The 20,648-nt window shown below is 65.5% G+C and carries 26 protein-coding genes and 1 pseudogene; 19 read left to right on the top strand and 8 right to left on the bottom strand.

Annotated elements, in window-relative coordinates; all coding sequences use genetic code 11:
* The first annotated feature begins 21 nt into the window (after window positions 1-21).
* Entirely contained in the window at window positions 22-1,428 is a 1,407-nt protein-coding gene (gene gorA, locus CJZ80_RS04180) for a glutathione-disulfide reductase (RefSeq protein ID WP_233132799.1), read from the top strand.
* A gap of 259 nt (window positions 1,429-1,687) precedes the next feature.
* Entirely contained in the window at window positions 1,688-2,413 is a 726-nt protein-coding gene (locus CJZ80_RS04175; RefSeq protein ID WP_094511053.1) for a response regulator transcription factor, read from the top strand.
* A 41-nt stretch (window positions 2,414-2,454) separates the two neighbouring features.
* Here CJZ80_RS04175 and CJZ80_RS04170 read toward each other — a convergent pair whose 3' ends face one another.
* Both CJZ80_RS04170 and CJZ80_RS04165 read right to left on the bottom strand, forming a co-directional pair.
* On the bottom strand, window positions 2,455-2,787 hold the full coding sequence (locus CJZ80_RS04170) for a hypothetical protein (RefSeq protein ID WP_233132798.1): 333 nt from the start codon (window positions 2,785-2,787) through the stop codon (window positions 2,455-2,457).
* Between the two features lie 374 nt (window positions 2,788-3,161).
* The gene (locus CJZ80_RS04165; protein WP_233132797.1) at window positions 3,162-3,677 is read right to left on the bottom strand and encodes a DUF3122 domain-containing protein; all 516 of its coding nucleotides are present in this window, start codon (window positions 3,675-3,677) and stop codon (window positions 3,162-3,164) included.
* A gap of 309 nt (window positions 3,678-3,986) precedes the next feature.
* Here CJZ80_RS04165 and psbA point away from each other — a divergent pair, with 309 nt between their 5' ends.
* Window positions 3,987-5,066, top strand: coding sequence for a photosystem II q(b) protein (psbA, locus tag CJZ80_RS04160; protein WP_094510831.1), 1,080 nt, complete (start codon window positions 3,987-3,989; stop codon window positions 5,064-5,066).
* Between the two features lie 156 nt (window positions 5,067-5,222).
* On the opposite strand, the gene CJZ80_RS04155 is transcribed toward psbA, so the two are convergent.
* Entirely contained in the window at window positions 5,223-5,570 is a 348-nt protein-coding gene (locus CJZ80_RS04155) for a helix-turn-helix transcriptional regulator (RefSeq protein ID WP_094511052.1), read from the bottom strand.
* Between the two features lie 128 nt (window positions 5,571-5,698).
* Between CJZ80_RS04155 and CJZ80_RS04150 the strand changes: the two genes are divergently transcribed.
* The 7 genes from CJZ80_RS04150 to CJZ80_RS04120 all read left to right on the top strand — a co-directional run bounded on the left by CJZ80_RS04150 (window position 5,699) and on the right by CJZ80_RS04120 (window position 10,968).
* Window positions 5,699-6,820: a rhodanese-like domain-containing protein gene (locus tag CJZ80_RS04150; RefSeq protein WP_094510830.1), complete on the top strand. Its 1,122-nt coding sequence runs from the start codon at window positions 5,699-5,701 to the stop codon at window positions 6,818-6,820.
* An 88-nt stretch (window positions 6,821-6,908) separates the two neighbouring features.
* Window positions 6,909-7,463 carry a rhodanese-like domain-containing protein gene (locus CJZ80_RS04145; RefSeq protein WP_094510829.1) on the top strand — a complete coding sequence of 185 codons (555 nt, stop codon included), beginning with the start codon at window positions 6,909-6,911 and terminating at the stop codon, window positions 7,461-7,463.
* A complete protein-coding gene (locus CJZ80_RS04140) occupies window positions 7,460-8,338 on the top strand; it encodes a sulfite exporter TauE/SafE family protein (protein ID WP_094510828.1) in 879 nt (292 codons plus the stop codon). The genes CJZ80_RS04145 and CJZ80_RS04140 overlap by 4 nt, the downstream gene beginning before the upstream one ends.
* The gene (locus tag CJZ80_RS04135) at window positions 8,335-8,781 is read left to right on the top strand and encodes an OsmC family protein (protein WP_094510827.1); all 447 of its coding nucleotides are present in this window, start codon (window positions 8,335-8,337) and stop codon (window positions 8,779-8,781) included. Before CJZ80_RS04140 ends, CJZ80_RS04135 begins: the two co-directional genes overlap by 4 nt.
* 244 nt (window positions 8,782-9,025) lie before the next feature.
* Window positions 9,026-9,556: a DUF3122 domain-containing protein gene (locus CJZ80_RS04130; protein WP_094510826.1), complete on the top strand. Its 531-nt coding sequence runs from the start codon at window positions 9,026-9,028 to the stop codon at window positions 9,554-9,556.
* Window positions 9,557-9,842: 286 nt separating this feature from the next.
* Window positions 9,843-10,361, top strand: a complete 519-nt coding sequence (locus CJZ80_RS04125) for a hypothetical protein (protein ID WP_144036906.1) — start codon at window positions 9,843-9,845, stop codon at window positions 10,359-10,361.
* A 76-nt stretch (window positions 10,362-10,437) separates the two neighbouring features.
* On the top strand, window positions 10,438-10,968 hold the full coding sequence (locus CJZ80_RS04120; RefSeq protein ID WP_094510824.1) for a cytochrome b/b6 domain-containing protein: 531 nt from the start codon (window positions 10,438-10,440) through the stop codon (window positions 10,966-10,968).
* A 16-nt stretch (window positions 10,969-10,984) separates the two neighbouring features.
* On the opposite strand, the gene CJZ80_RS04115 is transcribed toward CJZ80_RS04120, so the two are convergent.
* The gene (locus CJZ80_RS04115) at window positions 10,985-11,380 is read right to left on the bottom strand and encodes a hypothetical protein (RefSeq protein WP_094510823.1); all 396 of its coding nucleotides are present in this window, start codon (window positions 11,378-11,380) and stop codon (window positions 10,985-10,987) included.
* A gap of 157 nt (window positions 11,381-11,537) precedes the next feature.
* Here CJZ80_RS04115 and CJZ80_RS04110 point away from each other — a divergent pair, with 157 nt between their 5' ends.
* The 4 genes from CJZ80_RS04110 (at window position 11,538) to CJZ80_RS15280 (ending at window position 14,326) form a co-directional block, all read left to right on the top strand.
* On the top strand, window positions 11,538-12,617 hold the full coding sequence (locus tag CJZ80_RS04110) for a DUF389 domain-containing protein (RefSeq protein WP_094510822.1): 1,080 nt from the start codon (window positions 11,538-11,540) through the stop codon (window positions 12,615-12,617).
* Between the two features lie 114 nt (window positions 12,618-12,731).
* A complete protein-coding gene (locus CJZ80_RS04105; protein WP_158217422.1) occupies window positions 12,732-13,226 on the top strand; it encodes a hypothetical protein in 495 nt (164 codons plus the stop codon).
* Between the two features lie 429 nt (window positions 13,227-13,655).
* Window positions 13,656-13,904 carry an AbrB/MazE/SpoVT family DNA-binding domain-containing protein gene (locus CJZ80_RS15285; protein ID WP_158217421.1) on the top strand — a complete coding sequence of 83 codons (249 nt, stop codon included), beginning with the start codon at window positions 13,656-13,658 and terminating at the stop codon, window positions 13,902-13,904.
* Window positions 13,901-14,326, top strand: a complete 426-nt coding sequence (locus tag CJZ80_RS15280) for a type II toxin-antitoxin system VapC family toxin (RefSeq protein ID WP_094510819.1) — start codon at window positions 13,901-13,903, stop codon at window positions 14,324-14,326. Before CJZ80_RS15285 ends, CJZ80_RS15280 begins: the two co-directional genes overlap by 4 nt.
* A 190-nt stretch (window positions 14,327-14,516) precedes the next feature.
* On the opposite strand, the pseudogene CJZ80_RS04085 reads toward CJZ80_RS15280, so the two are convergent.
* The 3 genes and pseudogenes from CJZ80_RS04085 to CJZ80_RS04075 form a co-directional block, all read right to left on the bottom strand.
* Window positions 14,517-14,711, bottom strand: a pseudogene (locus CJZ80_RS04085) (nucleotidyltransferase family protein); the annotation flags it as partial.
* Between the two features lie 22 nt (window positions 14,712-14,733).
* Complete coding sequence (locus CJZ80_RS04080) at window positions 14,734-15,321, bottom strand: phytochelatin synthase family protein (protein ID WP_233132835.1); 588 nt, start codon at window positions 15,319-15,321, stop codon at window positions 14,734-14,736.
* Between the two features lie 390 nt (window positions 15,322-15,711).
* Window positions 15,712-16,077, bottom strand: coding sequence for a PIN domain-containing protein (locus CJZ80_RS04075; protein ID WP_094510817.1), 366 nt, complete (start codon window positions 16,075-16,077; stop codon window positions 15,712-15,714).
* 81 nt (window positions 16,078-16,158) lie between these two features.
* On the opposite strand from CJZ80_RS04075, the gene CJZ80_RS04070 reads away from it, so the two are divergent.
* From CJZ80_RS04070 to CJZ80_RS04055, 4 genes are all read left to right on the top strand, one after another.
* On the top strand, window positions 16,159-16,845 hold the full coding sequence (locus CJZ80_RS04070) for a DUF6629 family protein (protein ID WP_094510816.1): 687 nt from the start codon (window positions 16,159-16,161) through the stop codon (window positions 16,843-16,845).
* Between the two features lie 90 nt (window positions 16,846-16,935).
* Window positions 16,936-17,631 (top strand): pyridoxamine 5'-phosphate oxidase, encoded by a 696-nt coding sequence (pdxH, locus tag CJZ80_RS04065; protein ID WP_094510815.1) that lies wholly within the window; start codon window positions 16,936-16,938, stop codon window positions 17,629-17,631.
* A gap of 136 nt (window positions 17,632-17,767) precedes the next feature.
* Window positions 17,768-18,238, top strand: coding sequence for a DUF4079 domain-containing protein (locus CJZ80_RS04060; RefSeq protein WP_094510814.1), 471 nt, complete (start codon window positions 17,768-17,770; stop codon window positions 18,236-18,238).
* A gap of 35 nt (window positions 18,239-18,273) precedes the next feature.
* A complete protein-coding gene (locus CJZ80_RS04055; RefSeq protein WP_233132795.1) occupies window positions 18,274-18,747 on the top strand; it encodes a rhodanese-like domain-containing protein in 474 nt (157 codons plus the stop codon).
* Window positions 18,748-18,774: 27 nt separating this feature from the next.
* Here CJZ80_RS04055 and CJZ80_RS04050 read toward each other — a convergent pair whose 3' ends face one another.
* On the bottom strand, window positions 18,775-19,221 hold the full coding sequence (locus CJZ80_RS04050; RefSeq protein WP_158217420.1) for a DUF3122 domain-containing protein: 447 nt from the start codon (window positions 19,219-19,221) through the stop codon (window positions 18,775-18,777).
* Window positions 19,222-19,487: 266 nt separating this feature from the next.
* Between CJZ80_RS04050 and CJZ80_RS04045 the strand changes: the two genes are divergently transcribed.
* Window positions 19,488-20,081, top strand: a complete 594-nt coding sequence (locus CJZ80_RS04045) for an FAD/NAD(P)-binding oxidoreductase (protein ID WP_094510812.1) — start codon at window positions 19,488-19,490, stop codon at window positions 20,079-20,081.
* Window positions 20,082-20,648: the final 567 nt, after the last annotated feature.

The raw sequence follows: 20,648 nt of genomic DNA, 5'->3' as shown, positions 1-20,648 counted from the left end.
GCCATCGTGCTCCGATCAGCCGTGACTGCTTCCCCCCAACCCGCTGAAGACGGCTTCGATCTGGTTGTGATCGGCGCCGGCTCCGGCGGCCTGGCAGCGGCCAAGCGCGCTGCCTCCTACGGCGCCCGGGTGGCGGTGCTTGAAGGCGATCGGGTGGGCGGCACCTGCGTGATCCGCGGTTGTGTGCCCAAGAAGTTGTTGGTGTATGGCTCGGCCTACCGCCACATCCTTCACGACGCCGAGGCGTTCGGCTGGACGGTGGAGGCCGCCCACTGCGAGCCGGCACGGCTGCTGGCCAATGTGCGCGCCGAGGTCGACCGGCTCAATGCGTTGCACATCAGCTTTCTCGAGAAGGCCGGTGTGGAGCTGGTGCGCGGCTGGGGCCGCTTCGCTGATTCCCATCACGTGGACGTGGTGGCCAGTGAAGACATCACCGGTGAGGCAGCCGCCACCACCGCCAGCCGCCGCCTGCGGGCGGAGCGGGTGCTGATCGCCGCTGGTGGTGTGCCCCAGCGGCCGGTGCTGCCGGGCGCCGAGCTGGCCTGGGTGAGCGACGACATGTTCCTGCTGGAGGAACTGCCCCAGCGGGTGGTGATCGTGGGTGCGGGCTTCATCGCCTGTGAGTTCGCCTGCATCCTCAATGGCCTGGGCGTGGCCGTCACTCAGCTGGTGCGTGGCGATCACCTGCTGCGGGGCTTTGACCTCGAGCTGGCCGGCGCCGTGCGCGAGGGGATGGAGGAGGCCGGCATCGAGATCCGCTTCAGCCACAGCCCTGCCGCCATCAGCGGCACCCCCGGTGATCTGCAGGTGACCACCCAGGACGGCGAGCAGCTGGCCTGCGGCGGTGTGCTGCTGGCCACCGGCCGCCGGCCCCGGCTGGAGCCGCTGCATCTGGCAGCTGCCGGTGTGGCCAGCGAGGCGGGCCGCATCCCGGTGGATGCCGATCAACGCACCAACGTGCCCCACATCTATGCGGTGGGCGACGTGACCGATCGCATCAACCTCACGCCGGTGGCGGTGGATGAGGGCCGCGCCTTCGCTGACAGCGTCTTTGGCGGCAAGCCGCGCCAGGTGGATCACGAGCTGGTGGCCAGCGCCGTGTTCAGCCAGCCGGAGCTTTCCACCGTGGGTCTCAGCGAAGAAGCGGCGATCGAGCGTTTCGGCGCCGATGGCATCCGCATTCATCGGGCCCGCTTCCGCTCGATGGCGCAGGCCCTGCCCAAGAGCGGCCCCCGCTGCCTGCTGAAGCTGGTGGTGGAGGTGGCCACCGGCAAGGTGGTGGGCTGCCACATGGTGGGCGAGCACGCCGCCGAGATCATTCAGATGGCGGCGATCGCCATCGGCATGGGAGCCACCAAGGCGGATTTCGATCGCACCATGGCGTTGCACCCCACCGTTTCTGAGGAATTTGTAACGATGCCGAACTGAGCGCAGCGGGGAGGACGCACCCACGGTCGGCAGCACGGCGCGACACGGTGCAAAAGGGTGACTGAGGCCAGGACCGGGGGCAAATCCAAGTCAGTGACTGGGGCCGAGGCAGGGCGGATGCTGAGAAACCGAAAGAGTGTTGATTGAAATCATAAGCAAATCAGGAGCTTCAGTATTTCTTTATCAAGACATTCCACTCACTTGATGATGAAGGTCTGCAGCATTGACTCAGTTCCTCCTGCAGTACCTTCTGTTGCGCGTGCAACCCCTGATCCAACTCATCGACCATGAGCCGGAGGTGGTCGAGGTGCTCACCCCGCTGCTGGAGCAGGTGGGCTGGCGCATTTTGCACGCCGGTGACGGCTACCACGGCCAGGCCATGGCCATGGAGCACCAGCCCCATCTGATCGTGCTCGACCTGCTGCTGCCCAAGCTGGACGGCCTCTCGGTATTGCAGCGCCTCCGCCGTGATCAGCGCACCGCCCGCTTGCCCGTGATGGTGCTCACGGCACTGGCCAGCAAGGAAGACAAGATCAAGGCCTTCAACTGTGGCGCCGACGACTACGTGACCAAGCCGTTCCAGGTGGAGGAGGTGTTCGTCCGCATCCGGGCGCTGCTGCGCCACCAGCTGGAACCGCCGCTGGCCTTGGTCACACCGGAAATCCTTTCTTTCGGACCTCTCACGCTTTGCCCTGAGCAGCTGGAGGTGCAGTGGTTTGACCAGCCGATACGCCTCACCAGGCTGGAATTCGAACTGCTGCACTGTCTGCTGCAACGCCATGGCCAGGCGGTGTCGTGGGGGGTGATTCTCAAGGAGGTGTGGGGCCACCCCAGCGGTGACGACATTGAGTGCATTCGCACCCACATTCGTCACCTCAGAACCAAGATCGAACCGGAGCCGCACCGCCCCCGTTTTCTCAAAACGATCTATGGCATGGGCTATTGCCTTGATCTTCCCCATCAGCAGACGCAGGCGATGGCCTGAGAGGTGCCTGGGGGTTACTGCCACCGCCGCGATTGGGCGGCTCAGACATAAGCACCGTTCGTTGCAGACACTCCCACAGGCATCGAGTGGCTGTGCTGCGGTTGGCTTCTTTCGCTGGTGCTTGGGGGCTGAGCATAGGCCTGGCTGTGTGCAGGAGCGGGCGCTTGCTGGTGGAGCACTTCCTCCAGCAGGAAGGCGCAGAGATTGGACATGGAACGACCCTCCTCTTCCGAGCGGTTCAGGAGGGTTTGATACACCTGATGGCTGATGGTGATGGAGATGCGGCGTGGCTGACGTTGCATGATCCGAACACGCTCGCTCGTGGTCTGGGAAGCATTGCCTATGGACTTGGAGTTGGGAGTTATGGAAGTCATGGCAGACCTAAACATGGGGTAGGGGGGTGATGCACAACGAATACGTGTGATCGCTACGAACTGAGAGAATATTCCAGGGATTCATGCCCTCTTCATCTTGATGCGGATGGAGAGCCACGCCAATAGCCACTCCACAACCGAGACAATCGGGAGGGAGAAACCAGGTCCTGCATCAAAGTCGTTGGGTGTGGTGGTCCCAGATGTTGGCTGGCTTGCGGGCAAGATCTGATCAGAATCTGACTATTTCAAAAACTGCCTGAATGGCCCGCTCCTCCGTATTGATGTGTTCACACCATCATAATCCCATGGTGTGATATGGGGTGTGGTGTGAATCCCGCCCTTGCCATGCCGGTTCAAAGGTCGCTGGTGGGCTGTCAAAGGTCAGCAGCTCGACGGGCCAGTTGCTTGGTGGGATCCGCTCCGAGCATGAGCGCAACATCGGCGCCCCCATTGGCAACCGGCACCAGCAGGCGTAGGGGCCGTAAGTCGCTGGGGGCAGGCATCAGGCCAGCCGCATCAAACTGGGCGGCTCCCTGCGGTAGTGCCGTCTCTTCTGCCGCCACCAGCTCCTCGCTGAGGTTGGGCAGTTGCCATTGATGACCCGCTCCGTCGTCGACCTGCAAGGGGCGTAGGTGATCGATCTGGAGACCGGGCGTCAGGGCATTCAGGCGTAAGCGCGGGCCTGCGGGATAGATGTGATCGGGTTGCTCGAACAACACCAGGCCCCAGCGTTGGCCGGCCGCATCACTGAGCGTCCAGCGCTGGGGGGAGCCCCCCGCCATGGCCTGTCCCTCCGCCATGCCAGCCCCTGGCAGCAGCGACAGGCCGGCTGTGAACATCACCACTGCCAGCGCCGCGCCCAGCAGACGAGCCAGCAGTCTCGCTGGCACGACAGCGGCGGCTCCAACGGCGCGAAGCCTGGGCTCCCACCCTGATGAAAAGGCCATGGTTTGGAGAGGTTGCGGGCCTCTTGACCCTATGTCGGTCTGCCAATAGGCGCTGAAAGGGGGAGGCACGCGCGGGCACGGATATCAGCGTTAGTATGCATGTGGGTTTAAGCGCAAAACCGCATAACTACACTCACGTGATGCCTGCTTGTGCGTCTGCACAGCCGGTTCCTTCTCTGAGCGCCGTTGGCGGTGAACCGTCGTCCCTGTGGCGAGCGGTCGCTTCTCCCCCGTCCTTCGTGTTTCGGCACCATGGTCACTACATCCCTACGCCGCCTCCCGGGTCTCTCCTGGGGGTCCTTCAAGGACTGGGTCACCAGCACCGAGAACCGCCTTTATGTGGGCTGGTTCGGCGTGCTGATGATCCCCACCCTGCTGGCGGCCACCGTCTGCTTCGTGATCGCCTTCGTGGGCTCCCCACCCGTCGATATCGACGGCATCCGTGAGCCCGTTTCCGGCGGCCTGCTCTATGGCAACAACATCATCACCGCCGCGGTGGTGCCCAGTTCCAATGCCATCGGCCTGCACTTCTACCCGATCTGGGCTGCCTCCAGCCTTGATGAGTGGCTCTACAACGGTGGCCCCTACCAACTGATCATCTTTCACTTCCTGATCGGCATCTTCTGCTGGATGGGGCGTGAATGGGAGCTGAGCTACCGGCTCGGCATGCGCCCTTGGATCGCCGTGGCGTATTCAGCGCCCGTGGCCGCCGCCACCGCCGTGCTGCTGGTGTATTCGATCGGCCAGGGCTCCTTCTCCGACGGCATGCCGCTCGGAATTTCCGGCACCTTCAATTTCATGCTGGTGCTTCAGGCTGAGCACAACGTGCTGATGCACCCTTTCCACATGCTCGGTGTGGTGGGTGTGTTCGGTGGGGCGCTGTTCTCCGCCATGCACGGCTCTCTGGTCACCAGTTCCCTGGTGCGTGAAACCACCGAGGTCGAAAGCCAGAACCGTGGCTACAGATTCGGGCAGGAGGAGGAGACCTACAACATCGTGGCTGCCCACGGCTACTTCGGTCGTCTGATCTTCCAGTACGCCTCCTTCAACAACAGCCGCAGCCTGCACTTCTTCCTGGCCGCCTGGCCGGTGATCGGCATCTGGTTCGCGGCACTGGCGGTGGCGAGCTTCTCGTTCAACCTCAACGGCCTCAACTTCAACCACTCCGTGATCGACCACCAGGGCCGGGTGATCAACACCTGGGCCGATGTGCTCAACCGCGGTGGGCTGGGCATTGAGGCCATGCACGAGCGCAACGTCCACAACTTCCCGCTGGATCTGGCCACCAGTTCCAGCACCCCCGTGGCGCTCACCGCTCCAGCGATCGGTTAGTGGGACTTTGACCCCCACCCAGCCGCGTTAACCCCCACCGCCGGAGCTCCCCATGTCCCATCTGCTCCTGCCACTGCGGGCGCTGGGCCTGGCGATGAAAAAGGCCTGAGGGTTCCGTTCAGGACGATTGCGGACGCGCGAAACGGATGGTGTCCATCAGACCGGCTGCAGCTGCCGGAGCTGCTCCTCAAACCGTTGTCTCAGACGCCCCTGCACCAGATTGCAGAGTTCATCCACCAAGGGATCGGCAACGGCGTAAATCAGCCGCACCCCATCCCGCTCGCAACGCACCAGACCAGCCCGTTGCAGCTGCCCCAGCTGGCGGCTGATGTGGGACTGGCTGAAACCCGTGGCCTCCACCAGGGAGGCCACATCCATGGCTCCTTGCTGTTTGAGCTGGCAGAGCAGTTGCAGGCGTGCCGGTTCGCTCAGCAGACGGAAGAAACCACTGAGTTCTTCGACGAGCTGGGGGCTCGGCAGGGATCCGGCAACGGGCGCAGCCATGGCAATCAGATATGTCGCTTGCAGCATTATGCACCGAAGCTGGAGCAAATGACGGCTTGCGGCTTAACGAGCATTGTTTGCATACACCTTATGCTGTTAAAGTCATAGCAATTGCTGATGGACCACCCATGGCCGTCGCTCCCGCGTCTGTTCTTTCCCTCGCCGCCGCCGCCGGTGGCGGCAGCCTGCTCTTCCGCCAGCTCTTCGACGGCGACACCGGCACCTTCACCTACCTGCTGGCCGATGTGCGCAGCCGCCAGGGCCTGCTGATCGATGCGGTCTTCGAGCAGCACGACCGCGATCTTGCCCTGATCCGTGAACTGGACATCGATGTGGTGGCCTGCCTGGACACCCATGCCCATGCCGACCACGTGACGGGCAGCTGGCTGATGCACGCCGCCACCGGCAGTGCCATTGGCCTTGCCGCTGCTGTCGGTGCCGAGTACGTGAGCCTGCCACTGCGGCACGGTGATCGGGTTCCCTTCGGCGAGCGCTCCGTGGAGGTGCGCGCCACCCCCGGCCACACCGACGGTTGCCTCACCTACGTGCTCGATGACCAGGCGAAGGCCTTCACCGGCGATGCCGTGCTGGTCCGCGGCTGCGGCCGCTGCGACTTCCAGCAGGGCAACGCCCACACCCTCTGGACCTCGATCACGGGGCAGATCCTTTCTCTGCCCGAGGCCTGTCTGCTCTACCCCGGCCACGACTACACCGGCCGCAGCGTGACCTCCGTTGCCGAGGAGAAGGTCTTCAACGCAAGGCTTGGTGGCAATGCCACCGAGCGGGATTTCGTCGGCCACATGGAGGCGATGAAGCTTCCCCATCCCCACAAGATCGCCGAAGCCCTGCCCGGCAACATGCGCTCCGGCAAGCCACGCGAGCTGGCGGCCGTTCCCGCCTGGGCGCCCCTGACCCGCAGCTACGCCGGCCTGCCTGAACTCACACCGGCCTGGGTGGTTGCCCATCAGAGCGATCTCACCGTGCTCGATGTGCGCTCTGCGGAGGAATTCAACGGCCCCGACGGCCGGGTGGCCGGCAGCCTGCTGATCCCCCTGCCGGAGCTTGAAGGCCGCTCCAGCGAGATCCCCACCGGTCGACCGCTGGTGGTGGTCTGCCATTCCGGCAGTCGTTCCGCCCTTGCCACCCAGCAACTGCTGAAGGCTGGTCACGCTCAGGTGGCCAACCTGCACGGCGGCCTGAGCCGTTGGGCGGCCGAGGGCTTCCCGCTGGATGGCGCCATCCCTGTCTGAGGGGTGCGCCCCTGATCGCTCTGATCACCGACCCCGCTTCGATCACCGACTCCGCTTCGGCATTGCCCCGTTCTCTGCTTCTCCACCGATGGCTTCCACCCCTGCAGCTGCACAACTCCACCGCATCAGCGCCCATGACCTGGCCGACCAGCTGGCGGCTCAAGGCGTCACCGTGATCGATGTGCGCGAACCGATGGAGTACGCCTCCGGTCACATCAGCGGCAGCCTCAACGTTCCCCTCTCGCGCCTCACCCGGGCCGACCTGCCGAGCGGAGCGCTTGTGCTGGTCTGCCAGAGCGGTAACCGCAGCACCAAGGCCTTGACCCAGCTTCTGCAAAAGGGTCACCCCCATCCGGTGGCTGACCTGCTCGGTGGCATCCCCGCCTGGCAGGCGGCTGGTTTCTCCGTGCGCAAGCTCAAAGGAGCACCACTGCCATTGATGCGCCAGGTGCAGATCGTGGCAGGAAGCCTGGTGTTGCTGGGGGTGATCCTGAGCCAGACAGTGGCTCCCGGCTGGATCTGGCTGAGCGGATTCGTGGGGGCTGGCCTCACCTTCGCGGGCCTGAGCGGCTTCTGCGGCATGGCGCGGCTGCTGGCTGTGATGCCCTGGAACCAGGTGGCGACGGGATCGCGGGGGACATGAACGCCTCGACCGTGGCGCTGCTGGTGGTGGGTGGCGCCCTGATCGGCTTTCTGCTCGCCGTGCTCGGGGCCGGCGGCTCCATTCTGCTGTTGCCCCTGCTGGTGAGCGGTGCGGCCCTGCCCACCAAGGCCGCGGTTCCGCTCTCGTTGCTTGTCGTCACCTTGCTGGCCCTTGGCAATGTGGGCCCTTACATCCGCCGCCGCCAGATCGCGATCCAACCCGCCCTGGTGCTGGGGGTGCCGGCCCTCGCCGGCAGCTGGATCGGCGGCCTGCTGGTGAAGGCTGGTCTGATCCCGGAGCCGCTGCAGCTGGGAATCTTCACGGCAGCGGCGTTGCTGGCCTCCTGGCTGCTCAATCGCCGCAGTGCCAGAGAGCGTCGTCCCAATGACAGACGCGCAGCGGGTTCCCCCGTGCTGCTGGCCAGCCAGGGCGTGTTGGTGGGCCTGCTCACCGGCGTCGCCGGGGTGGGCGGTGGTTTTGCGATCGTCCCGGCTCTTGTTCTGCTGGCGGGTCTGTCGATGCCGCTGGCGAGCGGCACGAGCCTGTTGCTGATCTCCACCAATTCCCTGGTCGCCCTTGCCGCCCTGGGGCATTGGCCCTCCGCTCACCTGCCGCTTCTGTTTCCACTGGTGGCTGGTGGTTTTCTGGGGACGGTGGTGGGCCAGCGGCTCGCGCCTCACCTGCCGGAGGTGCGGCTGCGCCAGGGGTTCTCGGCCCTTCTGATCGGATCGGCCCTGCTCACCGGAGCCGAGGCCTGGCGTCGCCACGACCACCTGCCCGCTGCTCCCATGGCTTCCAGCCGCCAGAGCCTGCAGGCTGCGCACCGGTCAGCCGCTCCGGTCTCCTCATCCTCAGCCGTGTCAATCGCACCATGAGTGAACGCACCTTCCAGTTCAGGCTGCGCAGCAGCCACCCCGCTCCGGATCGCGCCACCCATGACCTGGTGGTGGAGTTCCTGGGCGACTCCGGCGCCTGGGAACCCCAGCTGCTCAGCTTCACCATGCCGGGATTCCGGATGTATCTCATGGCGTTGCTGCTCTGCCAGCACTTCTATCTGGTGGCCAATGCCAGGGAGAAGGCCATTCCGCTGCAGCAGGTGGAGGCTGATTTGGTCGTCACCACCAGCAGCGACTGGATCGTGGCCAGGGTGGAGGGCGACTTCCGGATCCAGCTGGATGCCGCCGCCTCCGAGCAGGAACGGGGCCTCGCCGATGCGGAGGCGATCGCCTCCATCCAGGAACGCATGAAGCTCTGTCCGGTCTCCCGCAACCTGCCCGATGGGGTGCAGAAGCGCATCGTCCTCACCTCGCTGCGCTGATCTGAGGGAGCCCTCCGCTCAGCCCCCCACGAGCAGCACCCGCCACGTCCTGGTGCCGGTGGATGGCAGTGAGCTGGCGGGGAAGCCCGCCAGAGATTTATCGACAATGCGAAAGATGTTGAGAAATGAAGGTATAAATTGCCCCTTGTGTAGCAAGGCTTGCGCTTGTCCAGGAGAGGGGATTCCCGCCGGTTTCTTGCCTCGGATCTGACTAGGTTGAGGGCGTAAACATACAGTTCTCACCATGAAGACATCCTTCACTTTCCCGTTTTTCGCATGGCTTCAGCGTTTTGCCGCTCATGGCACCCTCTGGGTGATGACCTTTGCACTGTTTGTGCTCGGCACACTGTGCAGCCCATCGGTTGCTATGGCTGCCGATAGCTCGGGCAACTGGAACCTTGAGGATGGTTCGGGCCACCGGCTGGGGGCCGTGCTCTATGAACGATCAAACATTGATTCGTCTGCTGGTCTGCGCCTGAAACTGACGGCGGAGTCTGACGGGCTCAAACTGGATCATGCCCGTCCCCTGATGCTCAGTGATGGGCGTGGTCAGAATTGGAGTCTTGCCAACCGCAGCGGCGAACTCATGGCGAGTAACGATGGCGCCACCACGGTGGCTTCGTCCCAGTACGACGCCAGTTGTCTCAACCCCACCCCGAGTGATGGCGTGCCCTTGGAGATGACAGTCGTCAGTTCTGCAGGTGATCTGAGCTTTGCACTTTCGCCAGGCCAGGTGCAGACCCTGCACTCCCTGACTGACGCCTGTGCGAACTGAAAGCCGCCCGCTGCAGCGGAAATGGCAGCTGCGCATGAATGGCGAACCAGGACATGAGCTGGATCCTCACCAGACATCCCCACCAGCAGCGGCCAACCCCCCCACCGCAGGTGAAGGATCTGGTCCGTCGCCTGCCCACCATCCATGCCTCTCTCCATGGGGCTCGGTGCACGGATCGCGGCTTTCCTGAATCTCTGAACCTTGGCTTCGCGGGGCCAGCCCTGGCCAGCACCGCCGTGCTCCTGGAGGCGCCGATTCATACTCAGAGATACACGGCAAAACTGCGATGTCTGCCGTTGATTCAGGCATGCCCGGTGGCCGGAGAGGGCTGGTCCTGGCCGTCGCCGCGGGCCTCGGCCTGCTGGCCTTCGTTGTTGCCCGGTGTGGTCCTTCACCGCCTTTGTCGATCGTCTGCCGCCACAGCGACGATCCCAGGGGCCTGAAGGACTTTCGGGTCGAGGTGGGGCACGGCAAGGATCAGGTGCGTTTCGCTGATGGCCTGACCCTTCCGGTGGAGTCCGGCCACGACACGATCACGTTCTTGGAAAAGGAGTCGAACGCCTTCGCTCTTAATGACAACGACGGCGATGAAGCTGCCCTGGGAGTGCCCAGCCCCGAGCAGCGTGCCCTCGGGATCCCCGCCCGGGTGGCCCCCGCGGTGATCCATTTCGACCACCGCCACGATGAGGTGCACCGCACCACGATCGACCGCCGCAGCCTCAGGTTCAAGGAACACGCCCTGACGAAGCGAGACGGCCGTGGCGAAGAGTTGATGGACGGCGTCTGCAGGAACGCCCCGGCCTGATCGGCAGGCTTCACCTGCTGCTGCGGAGCTCCAGCGGCAGGCCTGTGGCACGCTGTGCCGACAACCCTTGAACACCATGGGGCGCCCTTACCAACCCTCGCTGCTGAGGCTGCTGCACGGACTCACGGCGGTGTTGGTGCTGGGGTGCTGGCTGAGCGGGCTGTTCGTGTACAGCCGCTACGACGGCCGCTGGGGACGGCTGCCCTTCGTTCCGGGAGGCAGCTGGATCGATCTGCATGGCCAGGTGGGCTGGTTCCTGCTGCCCGTGGGCCTGGCCTTCACCGCCTACGCGCTCACGCTCGGCAAGGCGCGGCTGCGGAGGGCCACCAACGCGCTGGCGCTGGTGGCGCTGGTGCTGGCGGTGGCCACCGGCAAGCTGATGCAGGAAGACTGGCTGCGTGACGGCGAACTGCACCACCTGGTGTATTCGCTGCATCTGGTGGCCTGGCTCGTGATCGGCCTGGCGGTGCTGGTGCATGTGGCAGGCAGCCTGCAACTGGGGGGCTGGCCGCTGGTGGTGTCGATGTCGAACACGAGCCTGCGGGAGGGGGATTTACCTGGCGACTGGCCCTCCCAGATCCGCCGCTACCTCAAGCGCAAGCGCTGAAGCTGCCGGACATTGCTCAGAGCGGATCGCCGGGCAGGAAACGCCGGATGAACTGGGCCAGGGGCATCGGCCGGCAGCGGGCCTGCCAGTTGTTGCCGCCCGGCAGCCGCCGCCAGCACTGCACCTCTACGCCGGCTGGATCGCAGGCAGCGTCCCCGCCCACGTCGCCAGCGAGCAGCTGCACCTGGTAGCGGTAGTCGGCATCGGCGGCCTGCTCGGGGGCCGCCAACGCTTCGGCGCCCGGCTGCGTGCTGAGGAACGCGGCCAGGAAGGCGGCCATCTCCTGCTGCTGCCGCAGCGCCATGGCGAAGCGCCAGGCGGCGCCGGTGGGGTAGCCGTCGTGGTGAAGGTAGAGGTGGCGCACCGGCGCGCCGGGAAAGCCTGTGAACGAATAGACGGCGCGGGTGGCCACGGGGGCGGAGCGGCTGCCTCGACCAGTGCCCCCGGTGTCTCAGGGATTGTTCATGAAGAAGGGGCTGGCTGCATCTGGCCATGGCGGCGCCGGGCGCGTTGGCGCCTCGCTGGATCGCGGCCCAAGATGATGCGCGACCCGAGCGAGGGCTCCCCGCATGACCTCCACGACCACCGCGCCGGAAGACAGCCGTCTTGTGCTGTTGCGCAAGGAGTTCGAGCGGGACGCCAGCTTCAATCTGGTGTTCGTGGTGCTGACGGTGGGCGCCACCTTGATCGCCACCCTGGGCCTGCTGGCCAACAGCCCCGGCGTGGTGATCGGCGCGATGGTGGTGGCTCCCTGGATCATGCCGCTGCAGGCGATGGCGTTCGAGATCCTGCGGGGGCGCCTGCCGATGTTTCTGCGCGCGCTGCGCACCCTGCTGCTGGGCGTGGTGATCTGTGTGGTGCTGGCGATGGTGGTGGGCCGTCTGGTGGCCTTCCCCAGCTTCGGCAGCGAGGTGATGAACCGCACCAGCCCCAACCTGCTGGATCTGGGCGTGGCGCTGGTGGCCGGTGCGGTGGCGATGTTCGCCAAGCTCCGCAAGGACGCGATCTCGGCGCTGGCCGGCCTGGCGATCGCCGTGGCCCTGGTGCCGCCGATGTGTGTGGTGGGAATCCTGCTGGCCTCGTCGTTCTGGGCCCAGGCCTACGGGGCGCTGCTGCTGTTCGCCACCAACCTGCTGGGCATCATGGTGGGGGCGATGGCGGCACTCGGCGCGCTGGAGCGGGTGTACCGCAGCCGCCTGTTTCACAGCAGGCTGGGCCTCACCAGCGTGGCGCTCACGGCGCTGCTCGTGATTCCACTGGGCAGCAGTTTCTTTCGCTTGCTGAACCAATCACGGCAGGAAACGAAGGCCAAGGAAGTGGAGCAGGTGATCGAGCAGCAACTGCGCAGCAGCACGATCACCCTCGGCGGCGATCCGGCCATCGATCTGGTGGGTCTCTCGATCGACTGGCAGAAGAATCCGCCGCTGATCCGCGCCCGGGTGCGGGTCACGGATCCCTCCCTGCCCACCTCCGCGCAGGTGGCGGGCGTGCAGGCCTTCATCAACAAGAACCAGGCGCCGTTGCGCTTCCGGTTGGTGGTGCAACGCACCGCCGTCGATCTGATCGGCCCGGAGACTGCCCCCAACCCGCCGCACCTGGAAGTGGTGCCCCCTTCAGCGCTGCCTTCAGCCGACCCCAAGGGGGAGTGAGGGCGTGACTGACACCGCCGCCGGACCGGCGGAGCTCGATGGGGTGCGCGATCCGAAGCTGCGGCGGGTGTGGGCGTTCCTGCGGGTGCGCCAGCTGGGGTGGGAAGTGCTGAGGTGCTGGCCCCCAATCCGCTGTTTCCGGCGCTGGTGGCCTCCGAGGTGGTTCTGCTGGGCTGGATGCGGGATGGCGGCGGTGTGGCCGTGCTGCTGGATCAGCTCGATGCCCTGCAGCAGCTGATCGAGCAGCTGCGCGCCTGGAACCCGGCTCCGTTGCAGGCCCGCCTGCTGCTCGAGATGGCCACGATCCGCCGCCATGTGCATCGCATCGAGGTGATCCGGGACACCACCTTCGTGCCGTCGGTGTATGGCATGGCCTATCTCGGCACAGGCCTGCTCACCGTGGGGCTGGTGCTCACCGACATCGAACCGTTCAGTGAATCGATGTTCTTCATCGGTGTGATCTCCTTCCTGCTGATCAAGCTGCTCTACCTGATCACCGATCTCGATCATCCCTTCGCTGCTGGCGACGAGCTGTCTGTGGAGAATGTGTCGCTGATGCCGCTGGCACTGGCGCTGCGGCGGCTGCGTGGGGGGAAGGAGGTGGGGTGAGGGTAAGGATGTGGATTGAGGGCGAAGCCGTTGTGGCCACCGATGGGTTGGAGGTCACCGCCAGAGAGCGTGTGATGTGAGCGGTCCAAGGGGATAAGAGTTCGTACGTTGGACACAGAAAAACCGGCCCTTGCACTCTGCCAGTAACCGTTTCCGCTGCTCTGCAGGATCACGTTCAGGTGAGGAGGGGATGGACATGATGCAGGCCCGGCGGGCGCGGACATGTTTAGGAAGCGGTTGGCCTTGCGGCTGGGGATGATCGTTTTCCGAAACAGGTGCCCTTCGGTTTCGATTATCGGTACCAAGTGGATGTAGCCATGGAGCCGCACCACGAGGATGCGCAGGAACCACCTCATCCAGCCGCGTGCCCGTGCGAGCCGCCCGCAGCTATCCTTACCAGGTAATACCCAGCCCCGGGAGTGCGTTTCGATGGACTCTGCCGATGCCGTCACCAGCTCGATCACCAGCAAGGGGCAGGTGACCATCCCCAAGGCGTTGCGCCAGCAGTTCGGGCTGGCCAGGGGCAGCCGCGTGAGCTTCGCGTTGGTGGGGGATCACATCGAGCTGCGCCCCTGGAAGCCGGAGCAGACCCTGGCGGAGAGCGGGTTCGGATTGCTCAGGTCCAGCCGGCCAGCCGTGCCGGCGGACTTCGACCCCGCCAGCCTGCTGCGCCCGTGATTGGTGTGGACACCAATGTGCTGACCCGCTACTTCGTGGCGGAGGACGCCGCCGATGCAGCCACGGAACGCCAGCGCCGGGCCGCCCGGGATCTGATCGAATCCGGCCAACCGCTGTTCCTGGCCAAGACGGTGGCCCTGGAGCTGGAGTGGGTGTTGCGTGGGTACTACGGCTTTCCGGTGGAGCAGGTGCTGCAGGTGTTCGACCACCTGCTGGCCCACCCCGGCCTCACGGCAGAAGACCGGCCAGCCCTGGAGCAGGCCGTGGCCGGTGTACGCAACGGGCTCGACTTCGCTGATGCCCTCCACCATGCGAGCTGCCGCAGCTGCGCGTCGATGGCGTCGTTTGATGATCGGGGCTTTGTGCGGCGCATCCGCCAGCTCAATCTGGCACCACGCCTGTTTGTGCCGGCAGGTTCCTGAGCGGGAATCAGGGCCTTTGTGGCTCAACCAACGTGGAGGCTGCCCCCGCCGCCCGATCTTGGTGTTCCTTGAGGGTGACGCTCCCGGCGTCTTTCCATTTTCCCGATCACGATCAGGTTGCGGACCTGGGTATAGCAGCGGATTCTTTCCGAAGCTTCAGCAATGCGTTCGAGATCGGGCAGGTCTTTACTCACAACGGCCTGGCTTCTGCGATCACCTGAATGCCGATCGTTGGATGCAGCTGATCGGGTTCGGCTAGGTCAACACGGCAGTTGAGCAGGGATTCCAGCTCCTGCTGAAGTGCGATCACTTCCAGCAGGGAATGGCCTTGTTCAAGATCTACCAACAGATCAAGGTCACTTCCTGGCCGGTCAAGGCCACGAGCTACCGAACCGAACTCGCCCCCCTCAGCCCCGCCGCACCACCACCACGCCGCGGCTGCGGCCTGAGCTGCTGTCGGTGGTGCGGATCGCCTGCCAGAGACCGGCGAGGGGCACCCACACCGACGGGTAGCGGTAGCGGGCCACGTCCAGGATCAGCACCCGATCGGTGCTGGCGTTGTAGGCGGCCAGTGGTGAGATGTGGCCGCCGCCGGCCTGGCCGAGGGACGGGCGGAAGTAGTTGACCAGCAGGCGGTCGTCGGCGCGGGCGAGGTTGCTGCGCACCAGCAGGCGGAACTGGGCCAGGCTGAGCCGGTCGCCGTGAATGGCGCGGGCCTGCAGCCCATGGCTGGCCAACAGCGCACTCAGTTCCTGCAGGGTCATGCCCTGGCGGGCCACCAGCTCGGGGCTCAGCACTGCCCGGGTGGCGGCGGCGTCGAACACGTTGTCCTGCGTCCAGAAGCGGTAGCTGCCGTAGCCCGCTGCTGCCGGCGCCGGCATGGCCAGGCTGTTGAGCACCATCACCATGCTGGCCACGCCGCAGTAGGCCAGGTTGGCCTGGGTGAGGAACTGCTCCGCCAGGGGGCCGTAGTCGGCGCGATCGGCGCTTTGCAGCAGCAGGGTCTGGCCCAGGGGTTCGGGCAGGGGGATCGTGGCTGCCGGGGGTTGCGCCAGGGCCCGGGGCAGCTGCGGTGACAGGGCCAGCAGCGCCAGGCCCAGAACGGCCGGCAGGGCACGGCAGGGGGGGGAAGCGGGCGGGGTCAGGGGATGGATCTGCGGTTTTCGCCAGTGTGGCGACGCAAGCGAGCCTTGGCGGTTTTTGGATCCCGGAGCTGTGGCTCCCGTTCCAGGATTCGAGGAGTCCGTGTACAGCAGTGCCGCTGCTGGCGGCTTTTCGCTGGCACAAGATTCACCGCTGGCAGCCGATGCGCGCCAAAAGCCAGCAAGATCACGGCCCAGGGGAGAGAGCTCCGCCTGTTCTGGCTAGCGATCCACCCCACAGGCTCATGGTGCCTGCCAGGGGTTGATCAGATCGATCCCGATCCCTTCGAAATCGACCACATGGCGAGTGGCCAGGCGAGCACTCCGGGCCAGGGTGGTGGCAGCGATCACCGCATCAGCCGTGGTCATCGGCCGGCCCAGGCGTTCCCGCTGCCTGAGTACCTCCGCATGCCAATGCGCGGCTTCGCGATCGAATGCCCACACCCGTTCGTGGAAAGGGGCTGGCAGCAGTGTGTCCCAGCTTCGCTGCAGCGCCTCCCGCCGACGGCCCTCCGGCAGGCGAGCGATGCCATGCAAAATCTCGGCCTCATTCATCGACGTGAGGCCTGCCGTTCCCGGAGCCAGGCGATCTGCCCAGGCCAGGGTCATCCGCAACCTCAGGCGACGCTGCCACCCCTCGCCGCGCCAGGCTGACGACAACCAGTTGCTGCCGGAGACGGCCTCACGCCGATGTGTTTCTCCAGCAGCGCCAGCTTCGTGGTGGCGGCGGTGCTGTTGCCCGTGGGCGTGGCCTCCGTTCGTTATTGCCGGCAAGCCCAGCGCAGCGATCTGCTGCCCCTGGCGTTCTCGCCGCTGTTCTTCTCGGTGCAACAGGCCCTGGAGGGTGTGGTCTGGCTTGGTCTGGCGCCGGGCGGCGCCGCCGCGCTCGTGCGTCCCGCCGCGCTCGCCTATCTGTTCTTTGCCTACGCCTTCTGGCTGGCCTGGTTTTCCTGGTGTGCCCTGCGTCTGAACCAGCAGCCGCTGCCCGGTCTGCGTCACCGCCTGCTGCAGATCGCTCTGGTGCTTGGCCTGCTGGTGGGCGCCGGGCTCTGGCTGCCGCTGCTGCTGGATGGCGCTCTGATCGAGCCGGTGGTGGTGAACGGATCCCTCAACTACACCACCACCCTGCTGGCCGACCGCTGGATCAGTCTCGGTTTCGGCAGCACGCTCTACAGCATGGTGATCATCGCTCCCTTGCTGCTCAGCCGCTCGGGGCGGCTGCGTGGGTTCGCTGGATCTTTGCTAGTGCTGTTTCTGCTGTCGCACCTTTCTTTCAGCTACGCCTTCACCTCGGTGTGGTGCTTGTTCAGCGCGTTGTTGTCGGGTTCGCTCTATTGGATTCTTCGCGATCCGGAGCCTGTGGTGCTGGTGGCCTGACGACGCCCCGCTGTGCCTTGAAGCTGTGGTTCGAATCTGTGGTTCGAAGCTGTAGAGCCAAGGGGTGAACCGCCTCTGTGATCCGCCGCCATGAGTGACCCTCCCGTTCCCACCGATCCCGCCCAGCTGCGCCGCCACTACCAGCGGGCCGACCTGCGGCGGGCTGATCTGGCGGACGACCCGGTGGCGCAGTTCCGCCGCTGGTTCGATCAGGCGGTGGCCGCCGGGCTGGACGAGCCCAACGCCATGGTGCTGGGCACCAGCGATGGCGTGCGTCCCAGTGCCCGCACCGTGCTGCTCAAGGCGTTCGACGCGCGCGGCTTCGTGTTCTTCACCCACTACGACAGCCGCAAGGCCACCGAGATCGCCGCTCACCCGCAGGTGAGCCTGCTGTTTCCCTGGTACGGGCTGGAGCGGCAAGTGGCGATCCTGGGCCTGGCCGAGCGGATCAGCACGGCCGAATCGCTCGCCTATTTCCTCTCACGGCCGCTCGGCAGCCGGTTGGGGGCGTGGGTGTCGCAGCAGAGCGCCGTGATCAGCTCGCGCTCGCTGCTGGAAGCGCAATGGGAGGCGATGCAACGCCGCTTCGCCGGTGGGGACGTGCCGTTGCCGCCGGCCTGGGGCGGCCTGCGGGTGGTGCCGGCCGAATTCGAGTTCTGGCAGGGCCGGCCCAACCGTCTGCACGATCGCTTCCGCTACCGGCGGGCGGGGGAAGGCGGCGGGGCAGAGGCGAGCGGTGGTGGCGCGAGCAGCAGCGCCTGGCTGATCGAGCGGCTGGCGCCCTGAGCCCAACCCCCGGCCCCGGCCCGGCACTCACCTTTCGTGATCCGCAGGGCCGCTGGCGATTCACGGCGCCCGATCGTGGCCATGGTGCAGAGGACGCCGCAGTTGCGGAGTCCGTCTGTTCCACCGCCCAGGTTCGATGCCCTTCGCGCTCAACTTTGTTCACCCCGTGCTGATGTGGGGGCTCCTGGGTCTGATGCTCTACTCGGGCTATCTCGGCTTCAAGGCCAGCTTGATCCGCAAGGCCAGCCCGGAAGACCGCAAGGCCATGCTGCAGGAGCATTACGGCGCGCGGCACGCCCGGCTCGGCCCGGTGATCCTGGGGGTCACCCTGCTGGGCGCCCTCGGTGGCATGGGCGTCACTTTCCTCAAGCACGGCAAGCTCCTGATCGGTCCGCACCTGTTCGTCGGCCTTGCTGTGGCGGCGCTCGTGATCGTCACCGCCTCACTCGGCCCCTCCCTGCAGAAAGGCAAGGACTGGGCCCGCACCCTGCACGTGGCCACCAACGGCCTCGTGCTCACCCTGTTCGGCTGGCAGGCCATCAGCGGCATCGCCATCGTGCAGAAGCTGCTCAGCTCCGCCCCCGCGCTTGCCCCTGTCGTGAGCTGATGGCAGTGCTTCGTTCCTTGGCTTGGCTTGCGTGGTTGACCACCGGGCTCAGCCTTGCCGTCTGCCTGCTGCTGGGCCCAGGCGCTGCGTTTGCCGACGTGGTGGCGGAGCCTGATGCGGTGGAGGTCTCGGCACCGATGGTGGCCTCAGTACCGGTGGAGCTGGCCGTGGATCGGTGTCTCGACTCCCTGCCCGCCGATGTGCTGGCCATCGGTTCAGTCGAGGGCCTGAATGCTCGGATCGCGAGTCGGAATGCCCTGCTGGTGGATCTGTGCAGCCCCGCCGACTACCGCCGGGGACACATCCCCGCCGCGATCAACCTGCCGCTCCAGGATCTCGCCCACCACTTGGAGGCCATTCCCCGCGATCGCGACGTGGTGCTCTACTGCGCCACCGGCTATCGCTCGGCGCTCGGGGTGATGACCCTGCAGCTGCACGGCTACCCACGCGTGCGGGGGTTTGCGCCAGGTTTCGCCGGCTGGATGGCGGCAGACCAGCCGGTGGCCTGAATGCCACCGGCCGGCGCTCCACGCCATTCATGCCTGTGGGTCGGTACCGGGACGGGGTACTGATCCCATGGCGTGCAGGGTCATCGCCTGCTCCGGCGTGAGATCGAAGCCAAACGCTCCGGCGGTAGTGGGCACCGTCAGATGGAGCGGCAGCGCTTCACTCGGACGGGGCATCAGGGCATCGAGATCGAACTGGGCCGATCCGGCTGGCACCGCGGCTTCGCCTCTCTGCACCAGCTCTTCACTGCGGTTGGGCAGGCTCCATTCCTGGCCGAGGGAGTCGGTCAACACCAGCTGGTGGGTGTGATCCAGCCTGGTCTGGCCGTCCACCGCATTGAGGCGGAGGCGCAGGCCCGAGGGATACTCCGGGAACGGCTGCTCGAACACCTTGGCGGCAAGGCGATGGCCGGCTCCGTCGCTGAGCGACCAGCTGTCTGCAGCCAGTGCCGGTGAGCTGCCCAGCAGCAGACTCATCACAAGCGCAAGCAGAAGAAGTGGCAGCAGCGGAACCAGCGCATGGGGCTGGACTGGCAGTGCCGACGAGCTGGGCGCAGTGTGGCCGGGAGAAGGCGGCAGCCGAAGGAAGGGTTTCATGGTGGGACACCTGCAATGACTCTATAACGCTAGCGAGATGTTTTGGGAGTGGTCGCAAGCCCCCTTCCCTTCTCGTTCTCTGGCTGCTTCCCAGTCGGCTCCCAGTGCCGTCGGTCGGCGCAGCATGCGTCTGAACGCATCGGTTCGTGCGTCCCAGCGAGCAGGTGGCGGTGTTCGACGTGCGTGAGCCAGGGGTCGAGCCCCGCCGCGAGGAGATCCGCTTCGACCTGCTGCATGTGGTGCCACCGATGGCGGCGCCGGATGTGGTGGCCCACAGCCCCTTGGCGATCGATGGTCCTGGCGGCTGGGTGGAAGTGAACAAGGACACCTGCCAGCACAAGCGCTTTGCCGATGTGTTCGCTCTCGGCGATGTGAGCTCACTGCCAACGTCGAAAAGCCTGGCCGCCATCCGGGGTCAGGCACCGGTGCTGGTGGCGAACCTGCTGGCTCAGCTCGATCAACGCCCCCTGCTGGCCCATTACGACGGCTACACCGCCTGCCCCTTGATCACCAGTTTCCACAGCGTGGTGATGGCGGAGTTCAACTACGAGCTGCAGCCGGTCAGTTCCTTCCTGGTGGATCCCACCAAGGAGCGCTGGAGCATGTTTCTGGTGGAAACCCGTGTGTTTCCCTGGGTGTACTGGCACCGGGTGCTCAAGGGCCGCCTGCATGAGAGCCGCTTCCTCAAGCCGTTCGCCCCGCTGGTGCGCGCGCTGGGGCTGGCATTCAAACAGCCGTGATCACACCGTGACGGTGGCTGATTTGCCAGGGTTTTGATAGAACGAGAGTGAAGTGAAAAGCATCAGGGTTTAGGCCTTCAGATAGAGCAGTCGCGCGCGATCAATCACGAGTTCAAGTGCCTCGCTCTGGCCATCAAGTTCAGCCCATTCCCACTCACGTAATTCCACGTGTAGCTCATTGGCTCCCTCTGCGATCTGCACATACACACTGACCTGGAGGGCACCCCGACTGATCTTGACCACACGACAAGGACGAACGATCCGTGCTTGTGAGGCCGATGTTGTGCCAGCGGGAGCCAGGCGCAAGTGATTGGCTCGCAGGCCAATCCAATCGCTTCGCTGCTTGTGCCCCATCGACTGGCCATCCACGAGGAGTCCCCAGCGGGTCGCCAGGCACTGGTGAGCAGACACCCAGGTGATCGGGCTGAGGTTCTTGCAGCCTGTGAGCCGGGCCACGATCAGTTGTTCAGGCTGGGAAAACAAACACTGTGTGGCGCCCTGAGCCACCAGCCGTCCGCCCTCCAGCACCAGCAATTCATCACTCAGGCGAAACGCTTCATCGATATC

The organism is Synechococcus sp. MW101C3 (genome assembly GCF_002252635.1).
Classification (GTDB): domain Bacteria; phylum Cyanobacteriota; class Cyanobacteriia; order PCC-6307; family Cyanobiaceae; genus MW101C3.
Note: the sequence above shows the minus strand (reverse complement) of the source record. Positions and strands in the feature narration are given on the sequence as shown.